General features: G+C 70.2%; 21 protein-coding genes and 1 tRNA gene. 12 read left to right on the top strand and 10 right to left on the bottom strand.

Annotation, left to right across the window (positions count from 1 at the left end; all coding sequences use genetic code 11):
* Positions 1-13 precede the first annotated feature (13 nt).
* The 3 genes from VYL96_RS12760 to VYL96_RS12750 are packed head-to-tail and all read right to left on the bottom strand — an operon-like array spanning position 14 to position 3,082.
* Positions 14-931, bottom strand: coding sequence for a siderophore-interacting protein (locus VYL96_RS12760; protein WP_061229163.1), 918 nt, complete (start codon positions 929-931; stop codon positions 14-16).
* The gene (locus VYL96_RS12755; RefSeq protein WP_061229162.1) at positions 924-1,982 is read right to left on the bottom strand and encodes a FecCD family ABC transporter permease; all 1,059 of its coding nucleotides are present in this window, start codon (positions 1,980-1,982) and stop codon (positions 924-926) included. The genes VYL96_RS12760 and VYL96_RS12755 overlap by 8 nt, the downstream gene beginning before the upstream one ends.
* Positions 1,979-3,082, bottom strand: a complete 1,104-nt coding sequence (locus tag VYL96_RS12750; RefSeq protein ID WP_232303073.1) for a FecCD family ABC transporter permease — start codon at positions 3,080-3,082, stop codon at positions 1,979-1,981. Before VYL96_RS12750 ends, VYL96_RS12755 begins: the two co-directional genes overlap by 4 nt.
* A 63-nt stretch (positions 3,083-3,145) precedes the next feature.
* On the opposite strand from VYL96_RS12750, the gene VYL96_RS12745 reads away from it, so the two are divergent.
* The 3 genes from VYL96_RS12745 to VYL96_RS12735 are packed head-to-tail and all read left to right on the top strand — an operon-like array spanning position 3,146 to position 5,409.
* Positions 3,146-4,081 (top strand): ABC transporter substrate-binding protein, encoded by a 936-nt coding sequence (locus VYL96_RS12745; RefSeq protein ID WP_061229161.1) that lies wholly within the window; start codon positions 3,146-3,148, stop codon positions 4,079-4,081.
* On the top strand, positions 4,081-4,923 hold the full coding sequence (locus tag VYL96_RS12740; RefSeq protein ID WP_061229160.1) for an ABC transporter ATP-binding protein: 843 nt from the start codon (positions 4,081-4,083) through the stop codon (positions 4,921-4,923). The genes VYL96_RS12745 and VYL96_RS12740 overlap by 1 nt, the downstream gene beginning before the upstream one ends.
* A 48-nt stretch (positions 4,924-4,971) precedes the next feature.
* Positions 4,972-5,409: a hypothetical protein gene (locus VYL96_RS12735; RefSeq protein WP_061229159.1), complete on the top strand. Its 438-nt coding sequence runs from the start codon at positions 4,972-4,974 to the stop codon at positions 5,407-5,409.
* Positions 5,410-5,454: 45 nt separating this feature from the next.
* On the opposite strand, the gene VYL96_RS12730 is transcribed toward VYL96_RS12735, so the two are convergent.
* Complete coding sequence (locus VYL96_RS12730; protein WP_061229158.1) at positions 5,455-6,072, bottom strand: response regulator transcription factor; 618 nt, start codon at positions 6,070-6,072, stop codon at positions 5,455-5,457.
* Positions 6,073-6,200: 128 nt separating this feature from the next.
* On the opposite strand from VYL96_RS12730, the gene VYL96_RS12725 reads away from it, so the two are divergent.
* Entirely contained in the window at positions 6,201-6,479 is a 279-nt protein-coding gene (locus VYL96_RS12725) for a WhiB family transcriptional regulator (RefSeq protein WP_007634069.1), read from the top strand.
* 387 nt (positions 6,480-6,866) lie between these two features.
* Here the strand turns inward: VYL96_RS12725 and VYL96_RS12720 are convergent.
* Positions 6,867-6,939: transfer RNA gene (locus VYL96_RS12720), tRNA-Gly, on the bottom strand.
* A gap of 259 nt (positions 6,940-7,198) precedes the next feature.
* On the opposite strand from VYL96_RS12720, the gene VYL96_RS12715 reads away from it, so the two are divergent.
* From VYL96_RS12715 to VYL96_RS12685, 7 genes are all read left to right on the top strand, one after another.
* A complete protein-coding gene (locus VYL96_RS12715) occupies positions 7,199-7,609 on the top strand; it encodes a YciI family protein (RefSeq protein ID WP_061229157.1) in 411 nt (136 codons plus the stop codon).
* A gap of 6 nt (positions 7,610-7,615) precedes the next feature.
* A complete protein-coding gene (locus tag VYL96_RS12710) occupies positions 7,616-8,557 on the top strand; it encodes an RNA polymerase sigma factor (RefSeq protein WP_375545260.1) in 942 nt (313 codons plus the stop codon).
* A 257-nt stretch (positions 8,558-8,814) separates the two neighbouring features.
* A complete protein-coding gene (locus VYL96_RS12705; protein WP_131886031.1) occupies positions 8,815-9,111 on the top strand; it encodes a DUF3072 domain-containing protein in 297 nt (98 codons plus the stop codon).
* A gap of 243 nt (positions 9,112-9,354) precedes the next feature.
* Positions 9,355-9,996: a hypothetical protein gene (locus VYL96_RS12700; RefSeq protein WP_131886030.1), complete on the top strand. Its 642-nt coding sequence runs from the start codon at positions 9,355-9,357 to the stop codon at positions 9,994-9,996.
* Positions 9,997-10,121: 125 nt separating this feature from the next.
* Positions 10,122-10,814, top strand: a complete 693-nt coding sequence (locus VYL96_RS12695; protein ID WP_131886029.1) for a DedA family protein — start codon at positions 10,122-10,124, stop codon at positions 10,812-10,814.
* 213 nt (positions 10,815-11,027) lie between these two features.
* Positions 11,028-11,453 carry an organic hydroperoxide resistance protein gene (locus tag VYL96_RS12690; RefSeq protein ID WP_131886028.1) on the top strand — a complete coding sequence of 142 codons (426 nt, stop codon included), beginning with the start codon at positions 11,028-11,030 and terminating at the stop codon, positions 11,451-11,453.
* 293 nt (positions 11,454-11,746) lie between these two features.
* Positions 11,747-12,088: a cupin domain-containing protein gene (locus VYL96_RS12685; RefSeq protein ID WP_165928502.1), complete on the top strand. Its 342-nt coding sequence runs from the start codon at positions 11,747-11,749 to the stop codon at positions 12,086-12,088.
* Positions 12,089-12,096: 8 nt separating this feature from the next.
* On the opposite strand, the gene VYL96_RS12680 is transcribed toward VYL96_RS12685, so the two are convergent.
* Positions 12,097-12,852 (bottom strand): SDR family NAD(P)-dependent oxidoreductase, encoded by a 756-nt coding sequence (locus tag VYL96_RS12680; RefSeq protein ID WP_131886026.1) that lies wholly within the window; start codon positions 12,850-12,852, stop codon positions 12,097-12,099.
* Positions 12,853-12,965: 113 nt separating this feature from the next.
* Positions 12,966-13,832 (bottom strand): enoyl-CoA hydratase-related protein, encoded by an 867-nt coding sequence (locus VYL96_RS12675; protein WP_131886025.1) that lies wholly within the window; start codon positions 13,830-13,832, stop codon positions 12,966-12,968.
* A 172-nt stretch (positions 13,833-14,004) separates the two neighbouring features.
* On the opposite strand from VYL96_RS12675, the gene VYL96_RS12670 reads away from it, so the two are divergent.
* Entirely contained in the window at positions 14,005-15,033 is a 1,029-nt protein-coding gene (locus VYL96_RS12670; protein ID WP_329437572.1) for a uracil-DNA glycosylase family protein, read from the top strand.
* Between the two features lie 141 nt (positions 15,034-15,174).
* Here VYL96_RS12670 and acnA read toward each other — a convergent pair whose 3' ends face one another.
* The 3 genes from acnA to VYL96_RS12655 all read right to left on the bottom strand — a co-directional run bounded on the left by acnA (position 15,175) and on the right by VYL96_RS12655 (position 19,642).
* On the bottom strand, positions 15,175-17,982 hold the full coding sequence (gene acnA / locus VYL96_RS12665; RefSeq protein WP_131886024.1) for an aconitate hydratase: 2,808 nt from the start codon (positions 17,980-17,982) through the stop codon (positions 15,175-15,177).
* Positions 17,983-18,161: 179 nt separating this feature from the next.
* Entirely contained in the window at positions 18,162-19,214 is a 1,053-nt protein-coding gene (locus VYL96_RS12660; RefSeq protein ID WP_131886023.1) for a TerC family protein, read from the bottom strand.
* Positions 19,215-19,444: 230 nt separating this feature from the next.
* Positions 19,445-19,642 carry a hypothetical protein gene (locus tag VYL96_RS12655; protein ID WP_243699732.1) on the bottom strand — a complete coding sequence of 66 codons (198 nt, stop codon included), beginning with the start codon at positions 19,640-19,642 and terminating at the stop codon, positions 19,445-19,447.
* Between the last annotated feature and the right edge of the window lie 133 nt (positions 19,643-19,775).

Below are 19,775 nucleotides of genomic sequence, written 5' to 3'. Positions count from 1 at the left end.
AGCGACTCGGGGCCTATAGCGGCCCGCCGAGGCGCCAGTAGCCGGTGAACTGGACGCGGTCGGGCTCCTGGCCGCGGGCGAGGAGATGCCGGCGGACGGCCGTGACCATCCCGGACTCGCCGGCCACCCACGCGAACCCGGCGGGGAGCTCGACCGCGGCCATCGCGTTGATGAGCTCATCCGCCGAGCCGGGCGCCGCCGCCACCACCCGAACCCGGACGCGGTCGGCGTCGGCGGGGGAGACCGCGGGCAGAACCGTGCGGGGGAGGGCGGACGGGTCAGGCACCGCGGCCAGCACGTCGAGCGCCAACGTCGGCGGTCGCTCCTCGATCAGCCGGGCCAGCGCGGGCAGGGCGGTGGCGTCCCCCACGGCCAGCATCCGGTCCACCGCGGGAAGGGCCCGGCACACCCGCGGGCCGACGATCGTCAGCGCGTCACCCGGCCGGACCGACTCGAGCCAGCGCACGCCCGCGCCCGAGGCGTGGCGGACCAGGTCCACGGCGAGGGCGCCGTCTCGCAAGGACCGCACGGTGTACTCCCGCACCAGCGCGGCGCTGCCCGGTGGGTGGCCCAGCCCGCCACCCGGCGCGGGAACGGGGAGGGTGACCTCGCCCGTCACGGGATCGGGCAGGCAGAAGACCACGACGTCGTCGAAGGACGGGCTGCGCACGGCGGGCACGAGGCCGGTGTCGCCGGCCGCGGCGGAGGCGGTGGCGCATGCGGAGCTGGCGGCGGCGAACTCCCCGAGCTCGTCGCCCTCGAGCGTCACGCGCACCAGCTCGGGAGCGAGGGGTTCGACGGCGCGTACTCGGACCCGCCGCAGCGCGGTCGGCTGCCAGCTCTCCGCCCGGTGGGGGTTGCGCGGGCGCGGGGTCTCGCGGTCGGACGGGCGCCGTGCGGGTTTCTCGGACATGCCGGTCTGGTCAACCACGGCGACCCTCCCGCCACAACAGACCCAGGAAGAACAGCCCGCCGAGCACCACCGTCACCACGCCCACCGGTAGCGGCTGGGCGAACGCGTGCTGAGCCACGAGGTCGGAAGCCAGCAGCAGCACCCCGCCCAGCAGTGCCGCCGGCAGGACCCGATCACTGCGGGTGAGCAGCCGCGACAGGTGCGGAGCCACCAACGCCACGAACGAGATCGGCCCGGCCGTCGCCACGGCCGCCCCGGCCAGGACCGTGGCCGCCGCCAACAGGACCAGCCGCGTGGAGCGCAGTCGCACGCCCAGGGCCACCGCGACGTCGTCGCCGAGCGCCAGCGCGCGCATGGCCCGGGACCGACTCGCGATGACCACCGCGGCCACGAGCAGCACCCACGCCAGCGGCCAGAGCTCGGACCAGCCGCGACCCTGCAGCGAGCCGGTGAGCCAGATCTGGGCGGTCACGGCGCTGGCCACGAACCCCCTGGAGAGCAGGTGCGCCACGTACGCCATCGCCAGGGCGCCCAGGGCCACGCCGAGCAGGACCAGGCGGGCGCCGCTGAGCCCGCGCCACCACGTCAGGGCCAGGATGAACCCGGTGGTGAGCGCCGCGCCCGCGAGTGCGCCCGTGGCGACCTGCGCGATCCCGCCGCCCAGCACGAGGATCACCGTCGCCCCGCCCGCCGACGCGCCCTGGGTGATGCCGATGATGTCCGGGCTGGCCAGCGGATTGCGGGTGAGCGCGCAGAACAGCGCGCCCGACGTCGCCAGAGCCGCGCCCACCGCCAGCGCGACCAGCGCCCGGGGCAGGCGGCGTTCGTGGATGAAGAAGTTGGTGGTGCGGTCGGGTGCGTCGCCGAGCAGGGTCGCCACCGCGTCGGGGACCGAGATGATGAACTCGCCGATCACCAGCGAGGCGGCCACGAGTATGACGACGACGACGGCGAGGATCGCAGTGACCCACGCAGTGCGCAGGTGCAGCCGCACCGAGAATCGGCCGGCGGCGAGGAGGCGTTCGTCGCTGGGCAGGGCTGTTGCGGGGCGCGGTGCGGTTATCGTCATGCGACACCCACCCGTCGGCCCGCGGCCAGGTACGCCACCAGCAGCGGCGCGCCGATGAACGCCATGACCACGCCCGCCGGGGTCTCCGAGCCGCTCGCGATCACGCGGCCGACCACGTCGGCCACCAGCAGCAACGCCGGGGCCACCACAATGGACAGCGGCACCACCCGGATCAGGCTCGGGCCGACGAGACCGCGGACGAGGTGGGGCACGACCAGTCCCACGAAGCTGATGGGGCCGGCCAGCGCCGTGGCGGTCCCGGCGAGCAGTGCGACGGCGACGAGCGACCACACCCGCACCCACCCGGGGCGCACGCCCAGCGCCACCGCCGAGTCGTCGCCCAGGGCGAGCGCGTCCAGGCCGCGCAGGAGCAGCAGGGCGATCACCGCGCCCGCGACGACGAGCGGGATCACGCCGGTGACCTCGTCGATCGACCGCGCAGTGAGCGAGCCGACTTGCCAGAAGCTGTACGCCTGCAGGACGGTCTCGTCCAGCACGACGAACGTTTGGCTGAGACCGGACAGCACCGCTGCCAGCGCGACGCCGGCCAGGGTGAGCCGAACAGGGGAGGACGCCGCGAGCGCCGAGGTGCTGAGCAGGAGGATGATCGCGGACGCCACACCGGCGCCGGCCAGTGCGAACCACACCGTGGAGGCCAGGCCGAGGCCGCCGGTGAGCGTCGCTCCGGCGACCACCCCCAGCGCGGCGCCGGCATTGACGCCGAGGATTCCCGGGTCGGCGATCGGATTGCGGGTCATTGCCTGCATGAGCGCCCCGGACGCGCCGAGCGCCGCACCGCACACCAGCCCGAGCACGGTCCGGTTGGCCCGCAGTTCGCCGACGATCCCCACCACGCTCTGCGTGCCCTGGCCGAGCAGCGCACCCACCACCTCGGCGGGCGGGATCGGGCGGGCACCGATAGCGAGGCTGGCCACGACCGCGGCCGCCAGGGCCAGGACGGCCACGATCAGTCCGGGGAACAACCCGGCTCCGCGGCGGGGCTGCTGGCCAGCGCTTGCTGCCGGGGCGGCTGCCCGGTCGGCGGCCGGCACCGCGGGCCGTGCGTCGGCGTCGGAGTCGGGGAGAGGTCGTGGGGCCACGGTGGAACCCTAGACCAGACTCATTGTTAGGTGAGCCTTGCCTGTGTGGTTTGATCTGTAGTCATGACCAGAATCTCACGCCGGCGCCGCTCGGTGCCCGCCCTGATCGCCATGGCCCTCGCCTCTGCGGTGGCTCTGTCCGCGTGCTCCGGCAGCAGCGACACCGCCGAGGCACCTTCGGACGAGGCCTATACCGTCACCCACGCGATGGGCGAGACCGTGATCGACGGGACGCCCGAGAGGGTCGTCGTCCTCGACTCTCCGCACCTCGACGCGCTCGTCGCGCTCGGCCACACGCCCGTCGGGATCACCGAGTCCGGCGCCGGCTCCGGCGCCCCGCCGTACCTCGGTGACGTGGACGCCGAGATCGTGGGCCTGACCTCCGAGCCCGACATCGACGCGATCGCCGCCCTTGCCCCTGACCTCATCATCGGCGCCAAGGTCCGCCACGAGGCCATCTACGACGAGCTCTCCGGCATCGCCCCCACCGTGTACTCCGAGAACTCCGGCACCGACTGGCAGGAGCAGGCGCGGATCACCGCCGCCGCCGTCGGTGAGGACGAGGAGATGGAGCAGCTCATCGACGACCTCGACACCCACATCGCCGAGGTCGGCGAGCAGGTGGGCGCCGAGGGCACCACGCTGTCGATCGTCCGGTTCCGCCCGGACAACTTCCGCCTCTACGGACCCGAGACGTTCTCCGGCTCGATCCTGTCCCAGATGGGCTTCGACCTGGGCGAGCGCGAGTGGAACGAGTACTCCATGGCCGAGCTCTCCCCGGAGCTGTACGAGCAGATCACCGGCGACGTCGTGTTCTTCACCAACCCCGGCGGCGACCCGTCGGCGACGACCATGGCGACCGTGACCGGGCTCTGGGGCGACCTGCCCGCCGTGAAGTCCGGCCAGACCTACGAGGTCGAGGACGAGACCTGGATGGTCGGCATCGGCGTCCTGGGCGCCGGCGAGATCCTCGACGACGTCCAGGAGATCCTGGGCTGATGCGCCCCACCTCCCTCGACCGTGATGCCCGCGCCGGCGCCCAGCTCGAGCGCGGGCGCGGGCTCACGGTGGAGGGGGCGCGGCTCGCGTACGAACGGCGCGTCGTGGCCACCGACCTCGACCTGGAACTGCCCGAGGATGCGTTCACGGTGATCGTCGGCCCCAACGCCTGCGGCAAGTCCACGCTGCTCAAGGCCCTGGCTCGCGTGATCGCTCCCGGCGAGGGACGGATCCTGCTGGACGGACACGATCTGCACCGGCTGCGGACCAAGGCGGTCGCCCGCCGGATCGGGCTCCTGCCGCAGGGCGCCGTCACTCCGGAGGGGATCCGGGTCGACGACCTGGTGGCGCGTGGCCGGCACCCGCACCACAGCCCACTACGCCAGTGGAGCCGCGCCGACGACACCGCCGTGACCGCCGCGATGGCCTCCACCGGGGTGTCCGATCTGGCGACCCGGTTCGTCGACGAACTCTCCGGCGGCCAGCGCCAACGCGTGTGGGTCGCCATGCTGCTGGCCCAGGAGACGCCCATCCTCCTGCTGGATGAGCCCACCACCTACCTCGACATCGCGCACCAGTACGACCTGCTGGACCTGCTCCGAGACCAGCACGAGAGCGGTCGCGCGGTGATCGCCGTGCTCCACGATCTCAACCAGGCCGCCCGCTACGCGACGCACCTGGTCGTGATGAAGGACGGCCGCGTGGTGGCCACCGGCGCCCCGGCCGAGGTCCTCACCGCCGAGCTGGTGGAGCAGGTTTTCGGGCTCCCGTGCCTGATCGCCGCCGACCCGGTGACGGGAACGCCCACCGTGGTGCCGCTCGATCGGCGCAGGCGGAGCTGATCGCACCGCTACGCTGACCGGACCTCATCCGCTCACCCTGGGAGATTCATGTCCGCACTGCGCACGTCCATGGCTGCTGTCGGTGCCGCGATCGCGGCAGGCGTTGCGGGAAGTCTGATCGGCGCGGCGCCCGCCACCGCACAGCCGGCCGCCCCGCCGATCCCGCGGGGTATGCCGCAGGTGGTGACCGATGTGCTCGGCCCCCGGGACCCCGGGTTCTGGAACCCGGCGGTGAACGGCACCCGCGTCCTCACCCCGGTCGAGCCTGGTGTCGAGGTGGCGTGCGCGACGGGCTTCGAGCCGGTGATCTCGTGCTCGACGCTCGACATGCGCGACTTCACGCCGCAACGCAGCCTGGGGTTCATCGACGTGCCCACGCTCGGAGGGCCCGCACTGCGGATGTGGTTCGACTATCCGCGGTGGGGCGACGGCTCGACCGGGGACGTGAACCGGCGGGTGATCGAGTGGTGGGAAAGCAGGAACTGACGTCACCGACGGCGACTGACCCGCCGCAGACAGTCGTACCCGGCCCTACCGGTCGGGCTTGAGGCCGTTCTCGATGCCCCACGCGACCGCCTGCGCGCGCGTGGCCACGTCCATCTTCCGGTACGCCGAGCGCACGTAGGTTTTCACCGTGTTGAGCGAGAGGTAGCACTGCTCGGCGATCTGCTCGTTGGACAGCCCCTGCACGATCAGGCTGACCACCTCGGCTTCTCGGTGTGAGAGGCCGGCCTCCTTGGCGGGCCACTTGTCGGGACCCATGATCGGCAGGCCCGCTCCCGTCAGGGTGACGCGCTTGCCGGCGGCGATCTGCTCGATGCCACTCACCAGCTCGGGAGCGGTCAGGGACTTGGACAGGAACCCGTGGGCGCCCGCGTCGAGGCTGTCGCGCACCGCGGCCGGGTCAGAGGTGAACGAGTAGACGGCGACCGCCGCGATGGTCGGATCCTGCAGGAGCTTCTCGAGGCGGTCGTCCTTGCCCAGGGACGAGGCGAAGGAGTCGTATAGGGCCACGTCCACGGTGGCCGATCCGCTGGAGACCAGGTCCTTCTCCACCATCTCGATCCGGTCGGAGTAGGGGGCGAGAAAGGCGTTGACGCCGGCGACGACGACGAGGTAGTCATTGACCACTGTGACCTTGATCGGCATCCGCAGATCTTAGCAACGGGCTCTGAACGGCCACGCCCTGCTAATACACCCCTAGGGGTGAAGTGTGCCCGGGTGGACCCGGGAGACAATTCGACGTTGATCTTCCGCCATCTGCGACAGGAGCACGAGTGCCACGGTTCAGGAATCTGAAACCCACATCGGAGTTCTGGGCCTGGAGGGACGACGGAGCGTGCGTCGGCGACCCCGATCTTTTCTACAGTGCCGAGGACGAGCCGAAGGGCGTGCGCCGTCGCAAGGAGAAGGCGGCCAAGGAGATCTGCGCCCGCTGCCCGGTCCTCGAAACGTGCCGCAAGTTCGCGATCGAGGCGGGCGAGCTCTACGGCGTCTGGGGCGGGATGACCGAACTCGACCGGCACAAGCTGGCCGGGCGGCAGCGGACCGGCTGAGACTCCCGCCCCCGCCCCCAGTGGAGTGACCGTCGCGCGCTACGGCGGCATGCGCCTGAAAAGCCCCGGATCAGTGCGGCGATGGTGCGCTGATTATCACGCCGGATCAGGCCCGACAACTGATAACCAGATGAGCGCTGGGCCCACGATCCGCGCCAGGCGCGTCGATAGGTCGCACCTGCTCACGTTGTCCCAGGACGGGTCACGGAGAAGTCAGTGTCTGTGACCACTCGACGAACAGCGGGCGCCGGACGGGCAAGGGCTCGCGTATCTGGCGCGCGGGCGCCGAATCTCGTGTGCACGGCCCCCACACACCGGGCGCGCGGACCCCGCTAACGAAGAATGTCCCGGGCCATCGACGAACGATGATCCGGGACATTCACTCTGAGCGGATGACGAGATTCGAACTCGCGACCCTCACCTTGGCAAGGTGATGCGCTACCAGCTGCGCCACATCCGCATCGCATTCCGGCCCGCCGGGGCGTTCCGTGCTGCGAGAAAGAACAATAGCGCACGCCGTGGAGCGGTTCCACGCGGGGTCCCCGAGCGCGCCGGACGGGGTCCTCGAGCGCGTCGGACGGGGTTCACGATGGGGCCGATCGCGGGCCCGACCACGGCTGCGCTGCGCCCGCACCGCCCCGGATGTCGAAATCCGGCGGACGGTTCCGTCCCCCTCGTGAAGCGACCACACTGGGTCGCACAGCGTGAGGAGGACCATCATGGCCAAGTACCTGTTGCTCAAGCACTATCGCGGCTCGGCGCCGGAGGCGCCCACCTATCCACCGCTGGGCGAGTGGGCGCCCGAGGAGATCTCCGCGCACTTCGAGTACATGGAGGATGTCGCCAACCGGCTTCGAGAGAGCGGGGAGTACGTGGACTCCCACGCACTGTCGGAGTCGGGGACGTGGGTGCGGTACGACGGCGAGGGCAAGCCCCCGCTGACCGACGGCCCCTTCGCCGAGACCAAGGACCTCATCGCCGGCTGGATGATCATCGACGTGGCCGACTACGACCGTGCGGTCGAGCTGGCCGGCGAGCTGTCCGCGGCACCCGGCCCCGGCGGCGCGCCGATCCGGGAGTGGCTCGAACTGCGGCCCCTGCTCGCGGCGCCCACGGAGATGGAGGACTGACCGATCGTGGCCGGGCACGATGCCGTGGCCGGGCCCGGCTCACCGTCCGGCCTGGACCTGCGGGCGCTCATCCCGCAGGTGATCGGCGTCCTCGTCCGCCGCGGAGCCGACTTCGCCGCGGCCGAGGACGCCGTGCAGGACGCCCTCGTCGAGTCCCTGCGCAGCTGGCCCGCCGACCCGCCACGCGATCCCCGGGCCTGGCTGATCGCCGTGGCGTGGCGCAGGTTCCTCGACGCGGCCAGGTCGGAGTCGGCCCGTCGGCGCCGCGAGGGCCTGGCGACGGCGGAGCAGGCGGTGACCTCGTCGTCGTCGTACTTTCCGCTCGTCCCACGCGACCGGGGTGACCGGGGTGACCCACGCGACCGGCGCGACCGCGACGACACCCTCTGGCTCTACTTCCTGTGCGCGCATTCGGCGCTGTCGATGCCGTCGGCGATCGCGATGACCCTGCGCGCGGTCGGCGGCCTGACGACGCGGCAGATCGCGCGGGCGTTCCTCGTCCCCGAGGCGACCATGGCGCAGCGCATCAGCCGCGCCAAGCGCACGCTGGCCGGCCAGCGGCTCGACCGGCCCGGCGACGTCGCGACCGTCCTGCGCGTGCTCTACCTGGTGTTCAACGAGGGCTACACCGGTGAGGTCGACCTGGCCGCCGAGGCACTGCGCCTGACCCGGCAACTGTCGGCGGCGATCGACCACCCCGAGGTGCGTGGGCTGCTGGCGCTGATGATGCTGCACCACGCGCGCCGGGCGGCGCGGTTCGGGGGCGACGACGACGAGCTCATCCCCCTCGCCGAGCAGGACAGACGCCTGTGGGACGCGGACGCCATCGCGCAAGGGACCGCGATCCTGCAGGCGGCGCTCGCGCGCGATCAGCTGGGGGAGTACCAGGCGCAGGCCGCGGCGCTGGGTGGGCGACGGTCAGCGGGGCCCCTCCGGCCGCCGGCGTAGCCGCACACACTCTGGCGTCTGCGCGCAGCCGCTCCTGCGGATGGCGTCTCGCTCCCGGGGCTGCGCTCCCGCGCGGGCGCGCACCTGCGCAGCCGCTCCTGCGGATGGCGTCTCGCTCCCGGGGATGTGCGCGAATTCCGCAGCCGCCTCTGGCCATGGCGTCTGGCCTGCGCTTCGGGGCGCGCGAGACGCCATGGCCGGAGGCGGCTGTGCAGCGGTCGGTGGTCCGCTCATCCGGCCCGGCGTAGCGTGCGGGCATGACCGATTCCCAGCAGACCCCGAGCAGCGACAACGGACAGCGGAGCGGCGATTCCGGTGGCGAGACCCTTGGCGCCCCGGTCCCCGAGGGGCGGGCGACCGGCGGTGGGTCGCTGCAGCGTGACCCCGACGACTGGGTCACCGGCGACGAGCCCATGACCGAGGCGCAGAAGAGCTACCTCGACACCCTGGCCCGCGAGGCCGGCGAGGAGCTCCCGGCGACGCTGACCAAGGCGGAGGCGTCCGAGCACATCGACCGCCTGCAGAAGGGCAACCCGCGCACCGACCAGTCGTAGGCGTCCCGAACCGTGGAGCACCGCGTCCGGACGGCACCGACGCGGTGCTTCGTGGATTCACGAGTGCGCGAAGGCTAATGCGGCTAACATTGTTGGTGGCCGTCAGGTGTGTACTCCTTGGCGGCGTCTACGTGAAGAGGGTGCGAGGGGCGGGCCCGCACGAGTCGCCCGAGTCACGCAAGTGGGTCTCGCCCCGCGGGCTGAACAGGTTGTAAAATTCCGCCCAGAAGGCGGGTGGTCGCGATGACTGTTCAGAATCGGGTGATGTCGCAGAAGGCCGTGTCGGGAGACCGCGCGGAGCGTGCGCTGCGAGAGCTCGACGACCCGCTGTTCGCCGACATCGTCGTGAAGGAAATGCGTCGGCGCAGCTCGTTCACCGGCGTCGCCGGGCAGGTCGACGGGACCCTGCAGGCCGCGCGTTCCCGGGCCCGGGGTCCGCTCCGCGGGCCGGCCGGCGCGCCCGCCAACAGCCGCCGGTCCGTGATCCCCTGCGTACCGCGAAGCGCCGCGTTGCAAGTGCCCCACGTCTGCTCGTACGAGGCGGGCGAGATCCTCATCCAGCGCGGCGTCCTGCCCGACTCCGCGCCCACCGATGCACTGCGGACCTTCGCCCGCCAGGGCCGGTTAATCGTTCTGCGCGGCGACCGCAGGTGGGTCTACCCGCGTTTCCAACTCGACCACTTCGACCCCCGTAGGGCGGACGACATCGTCGCAGTGGTCAACCGGATGCTCGACGCCGGGCACGCCCCGGAGGCCGCCACCGTGTGGTGGACCACGCCGACCAGCTCGCTGCCCGGGCGGCGCGCGCCCATGGACCTGCTGGGTCAGGATCACACCGCGCTCCGCGAACTGGCTGCGGCCTACGCCGCCGGCACGGAAGTCTGAGCACGACTTCTGTTGTCGGCGGGGAGGTCTGACCGCGCTCGACCGGATCGGATTGCCGCAGGTCCGGGGGTGAGGCCGGCCGCTCGCGGACGCTCCGACCTGCCGCCGCTCCCTACACTGCCCACATGATGGTTCTCGCCGCGTCGCCTCCGATCGACCCCTCCGCCGGGTACGACGGGTTCATCGGTTGGGTCCTCACCCTCATGGAGACCCTCGGCGAGCTCGGCGTCGGTATCGCGATCCTGCTCGAGACCTTCCTGCCGCCCATCCCGTCCGAGGCCGTCCTGCCCGGCGCCGGGTTCCTCGCCTACGACGGCCGGATGAGCTTCTGGCTGGCCTGGGCGGCAGCGACCGCGGGTGCGCTGCTCGGCGCGTGGATCTGGTACGTCGTGGGCGCGGCGCTCGGCCGGGACCGCACCCGCCGCCTCGTCGGCCGCATCCCGCTGCTGGACCACGACGACTTCGACAAGTCGGAGGCGTTCTTTCAGAAATGGGGCGGTGTCGCCGTGCTGGTGGGACGCTGCGTACCCCTCGTGCGGTCGTTCATCTCCATCCCCGCGGGCATCGAGCGGATGTCGTTCGCCCACTTCAGCGCCTACACGCTCCTCGGGTCCGGCGTGTGGAACGCCATCTGGATCGGCGCCGGATACCTCTTCGGCCCCGCCATCAAGCCCGCGCTCGAGCAATGGAGCGGAGTGTTGTCCAACGCCGTGCTGGCGGTGATCGCGATCGCCTTCGTGTGGTTCGTGGTCAAGCGCGTGCGCCGACTCTCGCGGACGGCGGCCGCGGAGAAGGAGTCGGTCGGTAGCGACCACTGAGACGCGACCGCAGGTGGGCCGGACCGGCCCAGCGAGCGTTCCGGGGGCGGTGCGAGCGCGATCGACCTCGTCGTCGTCGCCATGTCCATCCGGTCGGGACGGCGCTCCGAATCCCTCGTGGCCGCCGGGACCACCGACGCGGCCCCTGACGCCACCCGCGGACGCGGCGTACGTTGGGCCACACCCGCACCACACGACCAGAGGAGATCGCCCATGTCCGATGCGCTCTACACTGTCGAGGCCCTGTCGACCGGCGGCGGCCGGGACGGCCACGTGGCCACCGCCGACAAGGCCGTGGACCTGACCATGGCCCCGCCCGAGGAGCTCGGTGGCTCCGGCGAAGGCAACAACCCTGAGCAGTTGTTCGCCGCCGGGTACGCCGCCTGCTTCCACTCCGCCCTGAAGAGTGCGGCCAGGCAGAAGAAGGTCGAGATCGACGGCTCGTCCGTCGGCGCACGGATCTCACTGGTGCGCTCGGGCGAGGAGAGCATCGACCTGGCCGTGCAGCTCGAGGTGATCATTCCCGGCCTCGAGGCAGAGCAGGCCGATGAGCTGGCCACACTCGCCCACCAGATGTGCCCCTACTCGCGCGCCGTCGAGGGCAACATCGAGGTCAACGTCTCGGTCGGCGAGGACTGAACGCCACCGTCTCGCGGGAGCGTGTCAACAAAATGCTTTTCTCAGCAACGGCGCTGAGCTGGCGTTGCTCGGACGGTCGGCGTCGTCCAGCAGATCCGGGAAGTCACGGGGGACCTTCCATACGGAGCACATCGATCAGACACGGCATCGTCCTTCTGGCCGGCTCGATCGGCCTGGCTACCTCAGCGTGCAGCACCGTCGGGGCCGAGTCCTCGGACAAATCGGAGATCGCGGCCCCGCCGCCGCCCGCATCGCAGATCGCCGGCAAGCAGCCGGTCCTCGGCGTCGACATCGTGCAGGGCCTTCAGGAACAGCCCGTCGACGTGAACGTCCACGACGACCAGGGCGTGTCGGTGACGTTCCGCGAGATCACGGTCGCCGTCGGTACCAGCACGGGGAGGCACTGCCATCACGGTCAGCTCATCGCCGTGGTGAAACAGGGCGAGATCACCCACTACTCCGACATCTTCCCCGGAGGCAAGCGCACCTACCGGGCGGGGGACTCGATAGTCGAAGGCGCCGGTTACACGCATGAAGTGCGGAACCAGGGCACCGAGGACGTCGTCCTCATGGTGACGTACGTGACCCCGGTCGGGAAGCCGATCGTCGAAGAGGACCTCTCGCAGTGTGAGTGACGGTGGGATCAGCGGTGGATCTGGCCGTCGTCGACCTTGATGACCGTCCCGGTGACCGCGTCCGAGGCGTCGGAGACCAGGTAGAGCAGGGTCGAGTCGAGCTGATCCTGACGACCGATGCGCTTGCGCGGGAAGCCCGGGGCGATGTCGCCCATCCGCGAGAGCATGCCGTCCATCATCTCCGACTCGAACGCCCCCGGCGCGATCGCGTTGACGTTGATGAAGTTGCGGGCCCACTCGACGGCGAGCGTCTCCGTCATCCGGTTCACCGCCGCCTTGGTGGTGGCGTACAGGGCGGCGGCCTCACCGGCGTAGTGGAATGAGTTCATCGACGAGATGTTGACGATCCGGCCCGGCGACCCGGCCGCGATCAGACGACGCGCCACCCCGGTCGCCATGAGCCACGGGCCCCGGATGTTGGTGTCCAGGACCGCGTCCACCAGCTCGAGCGGCATCTTGTGCGCGCGCTGCGCGTCCGGAATGCCCGCGTTGTTGACGAGGATCTGCGGCGTGCCGTACTTCTCGGTGACCTCGCCGAGGCAGTCCTCGATCGACGCCGCGTCCGCCACGTCTAGCCGGACGCCGTGAGCCGTGCCCCCGCCCTCGGTGATCGACCCGACGACCTCCGCGATCCGCTCGGTGCGACGTCCCGTCACGATCACCGTCGCGCCAGCCTCGGCCAACACGTGGGCGAAGCGGGCGCCGAGTCCGGCGGTCGATCCGGTGACGATGGCGACACGTCCGGCGAGGTCGACAGCGGTCATGGTGGGCTCCTTCTGGGCGGGTCGGTTGGCTGGGCGGCTGGGTTGGCTGGTCGGCGGGCTGGGTGGCGGGCCTGGATGCGGGCCGGCGCGCGGGTTATGGGGCGGGCTGCCGGTCAGGTGAAGAGGTCGGGCAGCCCGTCGGAGATACGGTCCGAAAAGTCCGGTTCCTCCTTGGCGAGGAACGCCGAGACCCCGGCGCGGATATCGGCGGACCTGCCGCGGGTGTAGATCCCGATCGACTCCGCGCGGTGCGCGACCTCCGGGTCGGGTGCGCCGAGCATCCGCCACATCAGCTGCCGGGTCAGTGCCGCCGACACCGGAGCCGTACCTCGGGTCATCTCGCGCGCGATCTCGATGGCGCGGGGGAGCACCTCATCGGCGGGGAGCAACTCCCGGACCAGGCCCCGCTCCAGTGCTTCGGTCGCCGGGATGGTCCGGCCACCGACCGTCCACTCGACCGCCGCGGAGATGCCCACCACGCGGGGCAGGAACCACGTCGAACACGCCTCCGGAACGAGCCCGCGGCGGGTGAAGACGAAGCCGAACCTGGCGTTCTCCGCCGCGATGCGGACGTCGGTCGGGAGGGTCATGGTGACGCCGACCCCGGCCGCCGATCCGTTGATCGCCGAGATGATCGGCTTGGTCATCCGATAGATCCGCAGCGCCACCTGACCGCCCGTGTCCGGTGGCGCGGCGCCCGTGTCGGCATCGGGTTCCGCGACGAATGTGTCCTCGCCACCCGAGAGGTCCGCCCCGGCGCAGAACGCCCGACCCGTGCCGGTGAGGACGACGGCGCGGACGTCGTCGTCGGCGTCGCAGGCGTCCCGGGCGGCGATGATGTCCGCCAGGTTCTGCGACGTCACCGCGTTGAGCTTGTGTGGTCGGTTGAGCCGGATGACGGCGATCTCGTCGTGGCGCTCGAGAACGACCTCCGGCTGCGCGGAGTCGGTGCCGGCGGCCTGGTCAGGCGAGGTCTGCATATGAGCGGACGCTACCCGGGATAGCAGACCGGTAGGTCCGAACCGGATGCGAACAATGCGGGCGACGTCGCGGCCCCGGGTGAGTGCTGATCGGGATGTTGCTGTCGTAGACGCATGTCAGGCTGAGTGCATGGACGAGCCTTACACCACAGCAGGAATCACTCTCGCCGACATGCGAACCGGGCCCTTCGTCCCCGGTCGCAACGCCGACGCACACGCTTTAGCGCTGAAGAAGAGCCACCTGCGGGACCCTCATGTCGCGGCGGTCAACGCGCTGGCGGATGCGATCGCGGACGCGGAAGGCATCGATCGCGGGTCGGTACCGTACGTGGACCCGCAGCTCGGCGGCGTCGAGGCCCGGGTCCTGGTGCTGCTCGACAATCCCTCGACCAAGGCGGAGGCGGGTACCGGTTCCGGTCTGCTCAGTCTGGAGAACGACGACCGGACAGCGAGGAACTGCGCGGCCTTTTACAACGACCTCGAACTGGCACCGGGTCTCTTCGTGCACTGGAACGTAGCGCCCGCACCGATCGCCGGAGTTAAGAACGGCGGTTCGTCACCCGACGAGCGCGAACGCGGCGCTGCCTGGTTGCGTGAACTCGTCGACCTCCTTCCGGACCTCCGGGTGGTCTTGCTCATGGGCGAGCACGCTCGGGACGGGTGGAAGCGCACCGGGCTCTCGCTGCCCGGGTTGCATATCCCGGAGGACGTCCCTCATCCGTCGCAACGCGGACTCAACAACCGTGAAGGGAGGGTCAGATTGCGGCGAGCGCTTCTCGAAGTCGCTGAGGTCGTGGGTGGGAAGAGGCCTGTCGCGAGTAGCGACACCGGACAAGGCACCTCGCCGGATCCGACCGTCGCCCCAGCCATGGCCGAGTCGCTGGTGTGGGCGTGGTGGCCCACGTTCGAGCACTACTGCGCGCCGGGGTCCTCTCCCCGGGGAGTCTCGTCAGACTTCAAGACGATTGAGCGTGCGATCGATCACTCCGAACTCCCGACAGGGAAGTGGGGAGTTATCGCGCGACGGTCAGGACCCGACTGGACTATCGTCGCCCGCCGGAAGAACGGCAGGACGGTCGACCTCGCCGACTACCAGGCCGTCAAGTACGACGGCGCGCGTAACGGTGGCTCGCGCGGCAACCTGGGCCCCGTCCCGCCAGGCCACGAGCTCACGATGCGCACGCGCGACCTCGACACATGACGCGTCGGTGAACCCCCCTGCGGGCAAACCCCGCAGGGGCGGACGCGGCCAGTCGGCCGAGTCCGGTCCCAGCGAGGCCTCGGGCGTGGAAGCTCTCGTCGTCGCCCCGTTCTTTCCCCGTGGGCGGCTCTACCGTCCGAGTCAGAGCATCTGCCGCAGCATGTACGGCAAGATGCCGCCGTGCTGGTAGTACGTCTCCTCCGCCGGGGTGTCGATGCGAACCTTCGCGGTGAACTCGATCGCGTCGTCGCCCTCGCCCGCGCGGACCGTCACCTCGCCCGGGACGGAATCCTGGCCGTCGAGTCCGGTGATGGAGAAGACCTCGTCGCCCTTCAACCCGAGGCTCGAAGCGGACTCGCCCTCGGGGAATTGCAGCGGCAGGACGCCCATCCCGATGAGGTTCGACCGGTGGATCCGCTCGAACGATTCCGCGATCACGGCCCTGACCCCGAGGAGCTTCGTGCCCTTGGCCGCCCAGTCGCGCGACGAGCCGGAGCCGTACTCGGCGCCGGCGATGACGACCAGCGGCACGCCCTCCTCGGCGTAGCGGATCGACGCATCGTAGATGCTGGTCTGCTCGCCGCTGGGGAAGTGGGTCGTGACGCCGCCCTCGGTGCCGGGCGCCAGCTGGTTGCGCAGACGCACGTTCGCGAAGGTGCCGCGGATCATCACCTCGTGGTTGCCGCGCCGCGACCCGTACGAGTTGAAGTCCGCCGGCTCGACGCCCTGCTCCTGTAGGTACTTCCCGGCGGGCGAGGAGGCCTTGATGGCACCGGCCGGAGAGATGTGGTCGGTCGTCACCGAGTCGCCGAGAAGCGCCAGCACGCGGGCGCCAGTGATGTCGCCGATGGGCTCCGGCTCTGCGGACATGCCGTCGAAGTACGGTGGCCGCCGGATGTACGTGGAGTCCTCGTTCCAGTCGAACTTGTCGCCCTCCGGCACGCTCATCCCGCGCCAGTTCTCGTCGCCCGTGAAGACGTCGGCGTAGCCCTTGGTGAACATGTCGGCCTCGAGGTTGGCGTCGACGACCTCCTTGATCTCGGCCGAGCTGGGCCAAATGTCGCGGAGGTAGACCGGCTCCCCGTCGGAGCCGGTCCCCAACGGGTCCTCGAGCAGGTTCTTTCGCATGGTCCCGGCGAGGGCGTAGGCGATGACCAGCGGTGGGGACGCCAGGAAGTTCATCTTGACCTCGGGGTGGATGCGCCCCTCGAAGTTGCGGTTGCCGGACAGGACCGCCGCGACGTTGAGGTCCTTGTCGTTGACCGCCTTACTGACGGCCGGCGTCAGAGGCCCAGAGTTGCCGATGCACGTCGTGCAGCCGTACCCGACCAGGTCGAAGCCCAGCTGCTCCAGGTACGGGGTGAGGCCGGCCCGCTCGTAGTAGTCGGTCACCACGCGGGAGCCGGGGGCCAGGGTCGTCTTGACCCACGGTTTGGGCGCGAGTCCCTTCTCGACCGCCTTCTTGGCGAGCAGTGCCGCGCCGATCATCACCGAGGGGTTTGACGTGTTGGTGCACGAGGTGATCGCCGCGATGACGACGTCCGCGTGGTCGACGGTCACCGGGGAGTCGCCGCCGAGTAGGACCTCCGCCGGATCACTGGGCCAGCCGAGCTTGGCGTTGGCGGTGAGCTGCTCCTCGGAGTAGTGGCGCGGCGGCTCGTCCGTCGCCGTATCGGGATTGAAAGCGATCGGGTCGCTGGCCGGGAAGGTGTCCTCCGCGGCGTCGTCCACGCTGCCGGGCCGCCCCCCGGACCGTTCCTTCTCCTCCGCGAGGTTGCTGATGACCACGGCCGGCGCCTCGCTCAGCTCGATCCGATCCTGCGGGCGCCGGGGACCCGCGATCGACGGCTCGACGCTCGTCAGGTCGAGCTCGATGACCTGGGTGTACTCGGCCGGATTGTCCGGGTCGTGCCAGAGCCCCTGCTCCTTGGCGTAGACCTCGACCAACTCGATCTGCTCCTCGGACCGGCCGGTCAGCCGCAGGTAGTCGAGCGTCTCCGAGTCGATCGGGAAGATCGCGCACGTCGCCCCGTACTCCGGGCTCATATTGCCGAGCGTGGCCCGGTTGGCCAGCGGCACGCTGGAGACGCCGGGTCCGAAGAACTCGACGAACTTGCCGACCACGCCTGTCTTGCGCAGCAACTCCGCGACGTGGAGGACCAGGTCCGTCGCGGTCGTGCCCTCCCGCAGTTCACCGGTCAGCTTGAGTCCGATGACCTCCGGGATGAGCATGCTCATCGGCTGGCCGAGCAGAGCCGCCTCGGCCTCGATGCCGCCGACGCCCCAGCCCAGCACGCCGAGGCCGTTGACCATCGGTGTGTGCGAGTCGGTGCCCACCAGCGTGTCCGGGTAAGCCTGGATCATGCCCTCGGTGCCCTCGCGGGTGAAGACGACCCGGGACAGGTACTCGAGGTTGACCTGGTGGCAGATGCCCGTATTCGGCGGGACCACGAGGAAGTCGGCGAACGACTCCTGCGCCCACCGCAGGAGCTGGTAGCGCTCCTGGTTCCGTCCGAACTCGAGGTCGGCATTGACCTGGAAGGCGTCCGGACGGCCGAAGACGTCGGCGATGATCGAATGGTCGATCACGAGCTCACCGGGGATCAGCGGGTTGATCTTCTTGGCGTCCCCGCCCAGATCGGTGATCGCGTCGCGCATCGCGACCAGGTCGACGACGCACGGCACTCCGGTGAAGTCCTGCATGAGGACGCGGGCGGGCGTGTACTGGATCTCCCGATCCACCTGATTACGGGGATTCCACTGCTGGAGCGCCTCCACCTGCTCGGCCGTCACCACGCGGCCGTCCTCGTTGCGCAGAAGATTCTCCAGCAGGATCTTCAGGCTGTAGGGGAGTGGTACCTCGGCGGAGACGCGGTCGAGTCGGTAGATCTCGTAGTCGACGCCTCCGACTGCAAGCGCGTCTCGCGAATTGAAACTGTTGACACTCATGATCGGCCCCTTCCTTAGATGGCGCCGATGGAGCCGTGCGAGTGAGGGGCTCACCGGCGTTGAGCCCGACCCTACCCCTGTCGATGAGAAGTTATAAGCCGTCACGCGTTCCGCGGAGCGGGCCGAGAACCGCAGTCGCGAAGTCGGTCCCGAACGGCTTTCGCGGCCGCTTTCATCCGTCAGCGTGGCGGTCCGGCGGCGGGACGTTCCGAGCGATGGCGGGAGCGCGCGCGGCCGAACAGCGGCTCGAGCTCTGCGTCCTCATCCGGGGTCGCGATGCGGAACGGCGGCTCGGCCGGGGTCGGGAGGCTCCGCCGGTCTTGCCCGCGCGTCGCCCTCAGGCTCGCCACGACCGACACGGTGAGGATCGTGGCGATGACGGCCAGCGAGAGCGGGGTCGGGATGTAGTAGACGTCGATCTTCAGCAGCATCTTCACGCCCACCCACATCAACACCAACGCCAGGCCGAGCTTGAGGTACACGAACCGATGGACCAGATCGGCGAGTAGGAAGTACATCGCGCGCAGCCCCAGGATCGCGAACGCGTTGGCGGTGAAGACGAGGAACACCTCGTCGGTGACGGCGAAGATGGCGGGAATGGAGTCGACGGCGAACACTATGTCAGTCGTCTCGACCAGCACGAGCACTGCCAGCAGGGGAGTGGCCATGATCAGTCCGCCCTTGCGGACCAGCAGTCGCTGTCCGTGGAAGGTGTCGGTCATCGGCACGAACCGGCGGAACGCCCCGAGGACCCTGGACTGGTCGGGGTTGAGGTGCTCGTCGCGCTGACGGATCATGCGGAAGCCCGTGTACAGCAGGAACGCGGCAAAGATGTAGAGCACCCAGGAGAAGTTGGCGATCAGCACTGCGCCGCCGGCGATGAAGATCCCGCGGAAGATCAGAGCGCCCAGCACACCGAGGAACAAGACCCGGTGCTGGAACTGTGGGGGCACCGCGAAGTGGGCGAAGATGATCGCCCAGACGAAGACGTTGTCCACGGCCAGGGACTTCTCGATGAGGTAGCCGGCGAAATACTGTTGGCCGAAGTCAGCGCCCCAGACGGCCCAGACGATCGCGCCGAAACCGACTCCGAGCGCGATCCAGACCGCCGACCACGTGGCCGCTTCCTTCACGCCGATGACGTGTGCCCGGCGGTGTGCGACGAGGTCGATCGCAAGCATCACGACGATGAAGGCGATGACGGCGAACCAGAGCCAGAGCGGGGTGTCCATAACGGGGACCTTTCGATCAGTGGGTGATCGAAGGTCTCTCCCGGCCACTGACGATGTGTGGCCCGCTCCGCCGGGCCCGGGGCCGTAGTGACGACGATGCGTGTGAGGGATACTCCCCTTCTGGTGGAGTCAGAGTAGCGGAAAAGACGAGTCGCGCGCAAAGGTGGCCGCCGATCAACCGGGGGGCCGGCGTGAACGCGCGGCCCCCCCCGATGCCGGTCGGCCGGGAGTCAGACGACCTCGTCGTCGTCGCCTTCAGAGTCGCCGTCGTCGTCGGGTAGTTCGATAGCCTGCTCCGCGACGTCCGCCGGGTCGGCCTCGCGGAAGGGGTCGTCGACGGTCACCTCGGGCTCGTACTCCTCGGGAGCGGTGACCGAATCAGGGCCCGGGGTGTACTCGTCCGGGTCGATGGGGTTCTCGGTGATCATCTCGTCCTCCTCGTGGCGTGGGGGCGCGTGGACCTCCACGTCTAGCAGCCTCTCGCCGGCCGCGCCACTGGACAGCGCGTCGGACCGCGCGAGGCAGCGGTCGACCCAGGCGTGCGGGAGGACTTCCGTGCGC

Source organism: Dietzia maris (genome assembly GCF_036287335.1).
Taxonomy (GTDB): Bacteria; Actinomycetota; Actinomycetes; order Mycobacteriales; family Mycobacteriaceae; genus Dietzia; species Dietzia cinnamea.
Note: the sequence above shows the minus strand (reverse complement) of the source record. Positions and strands in the feature narration are given on the sequence as shown.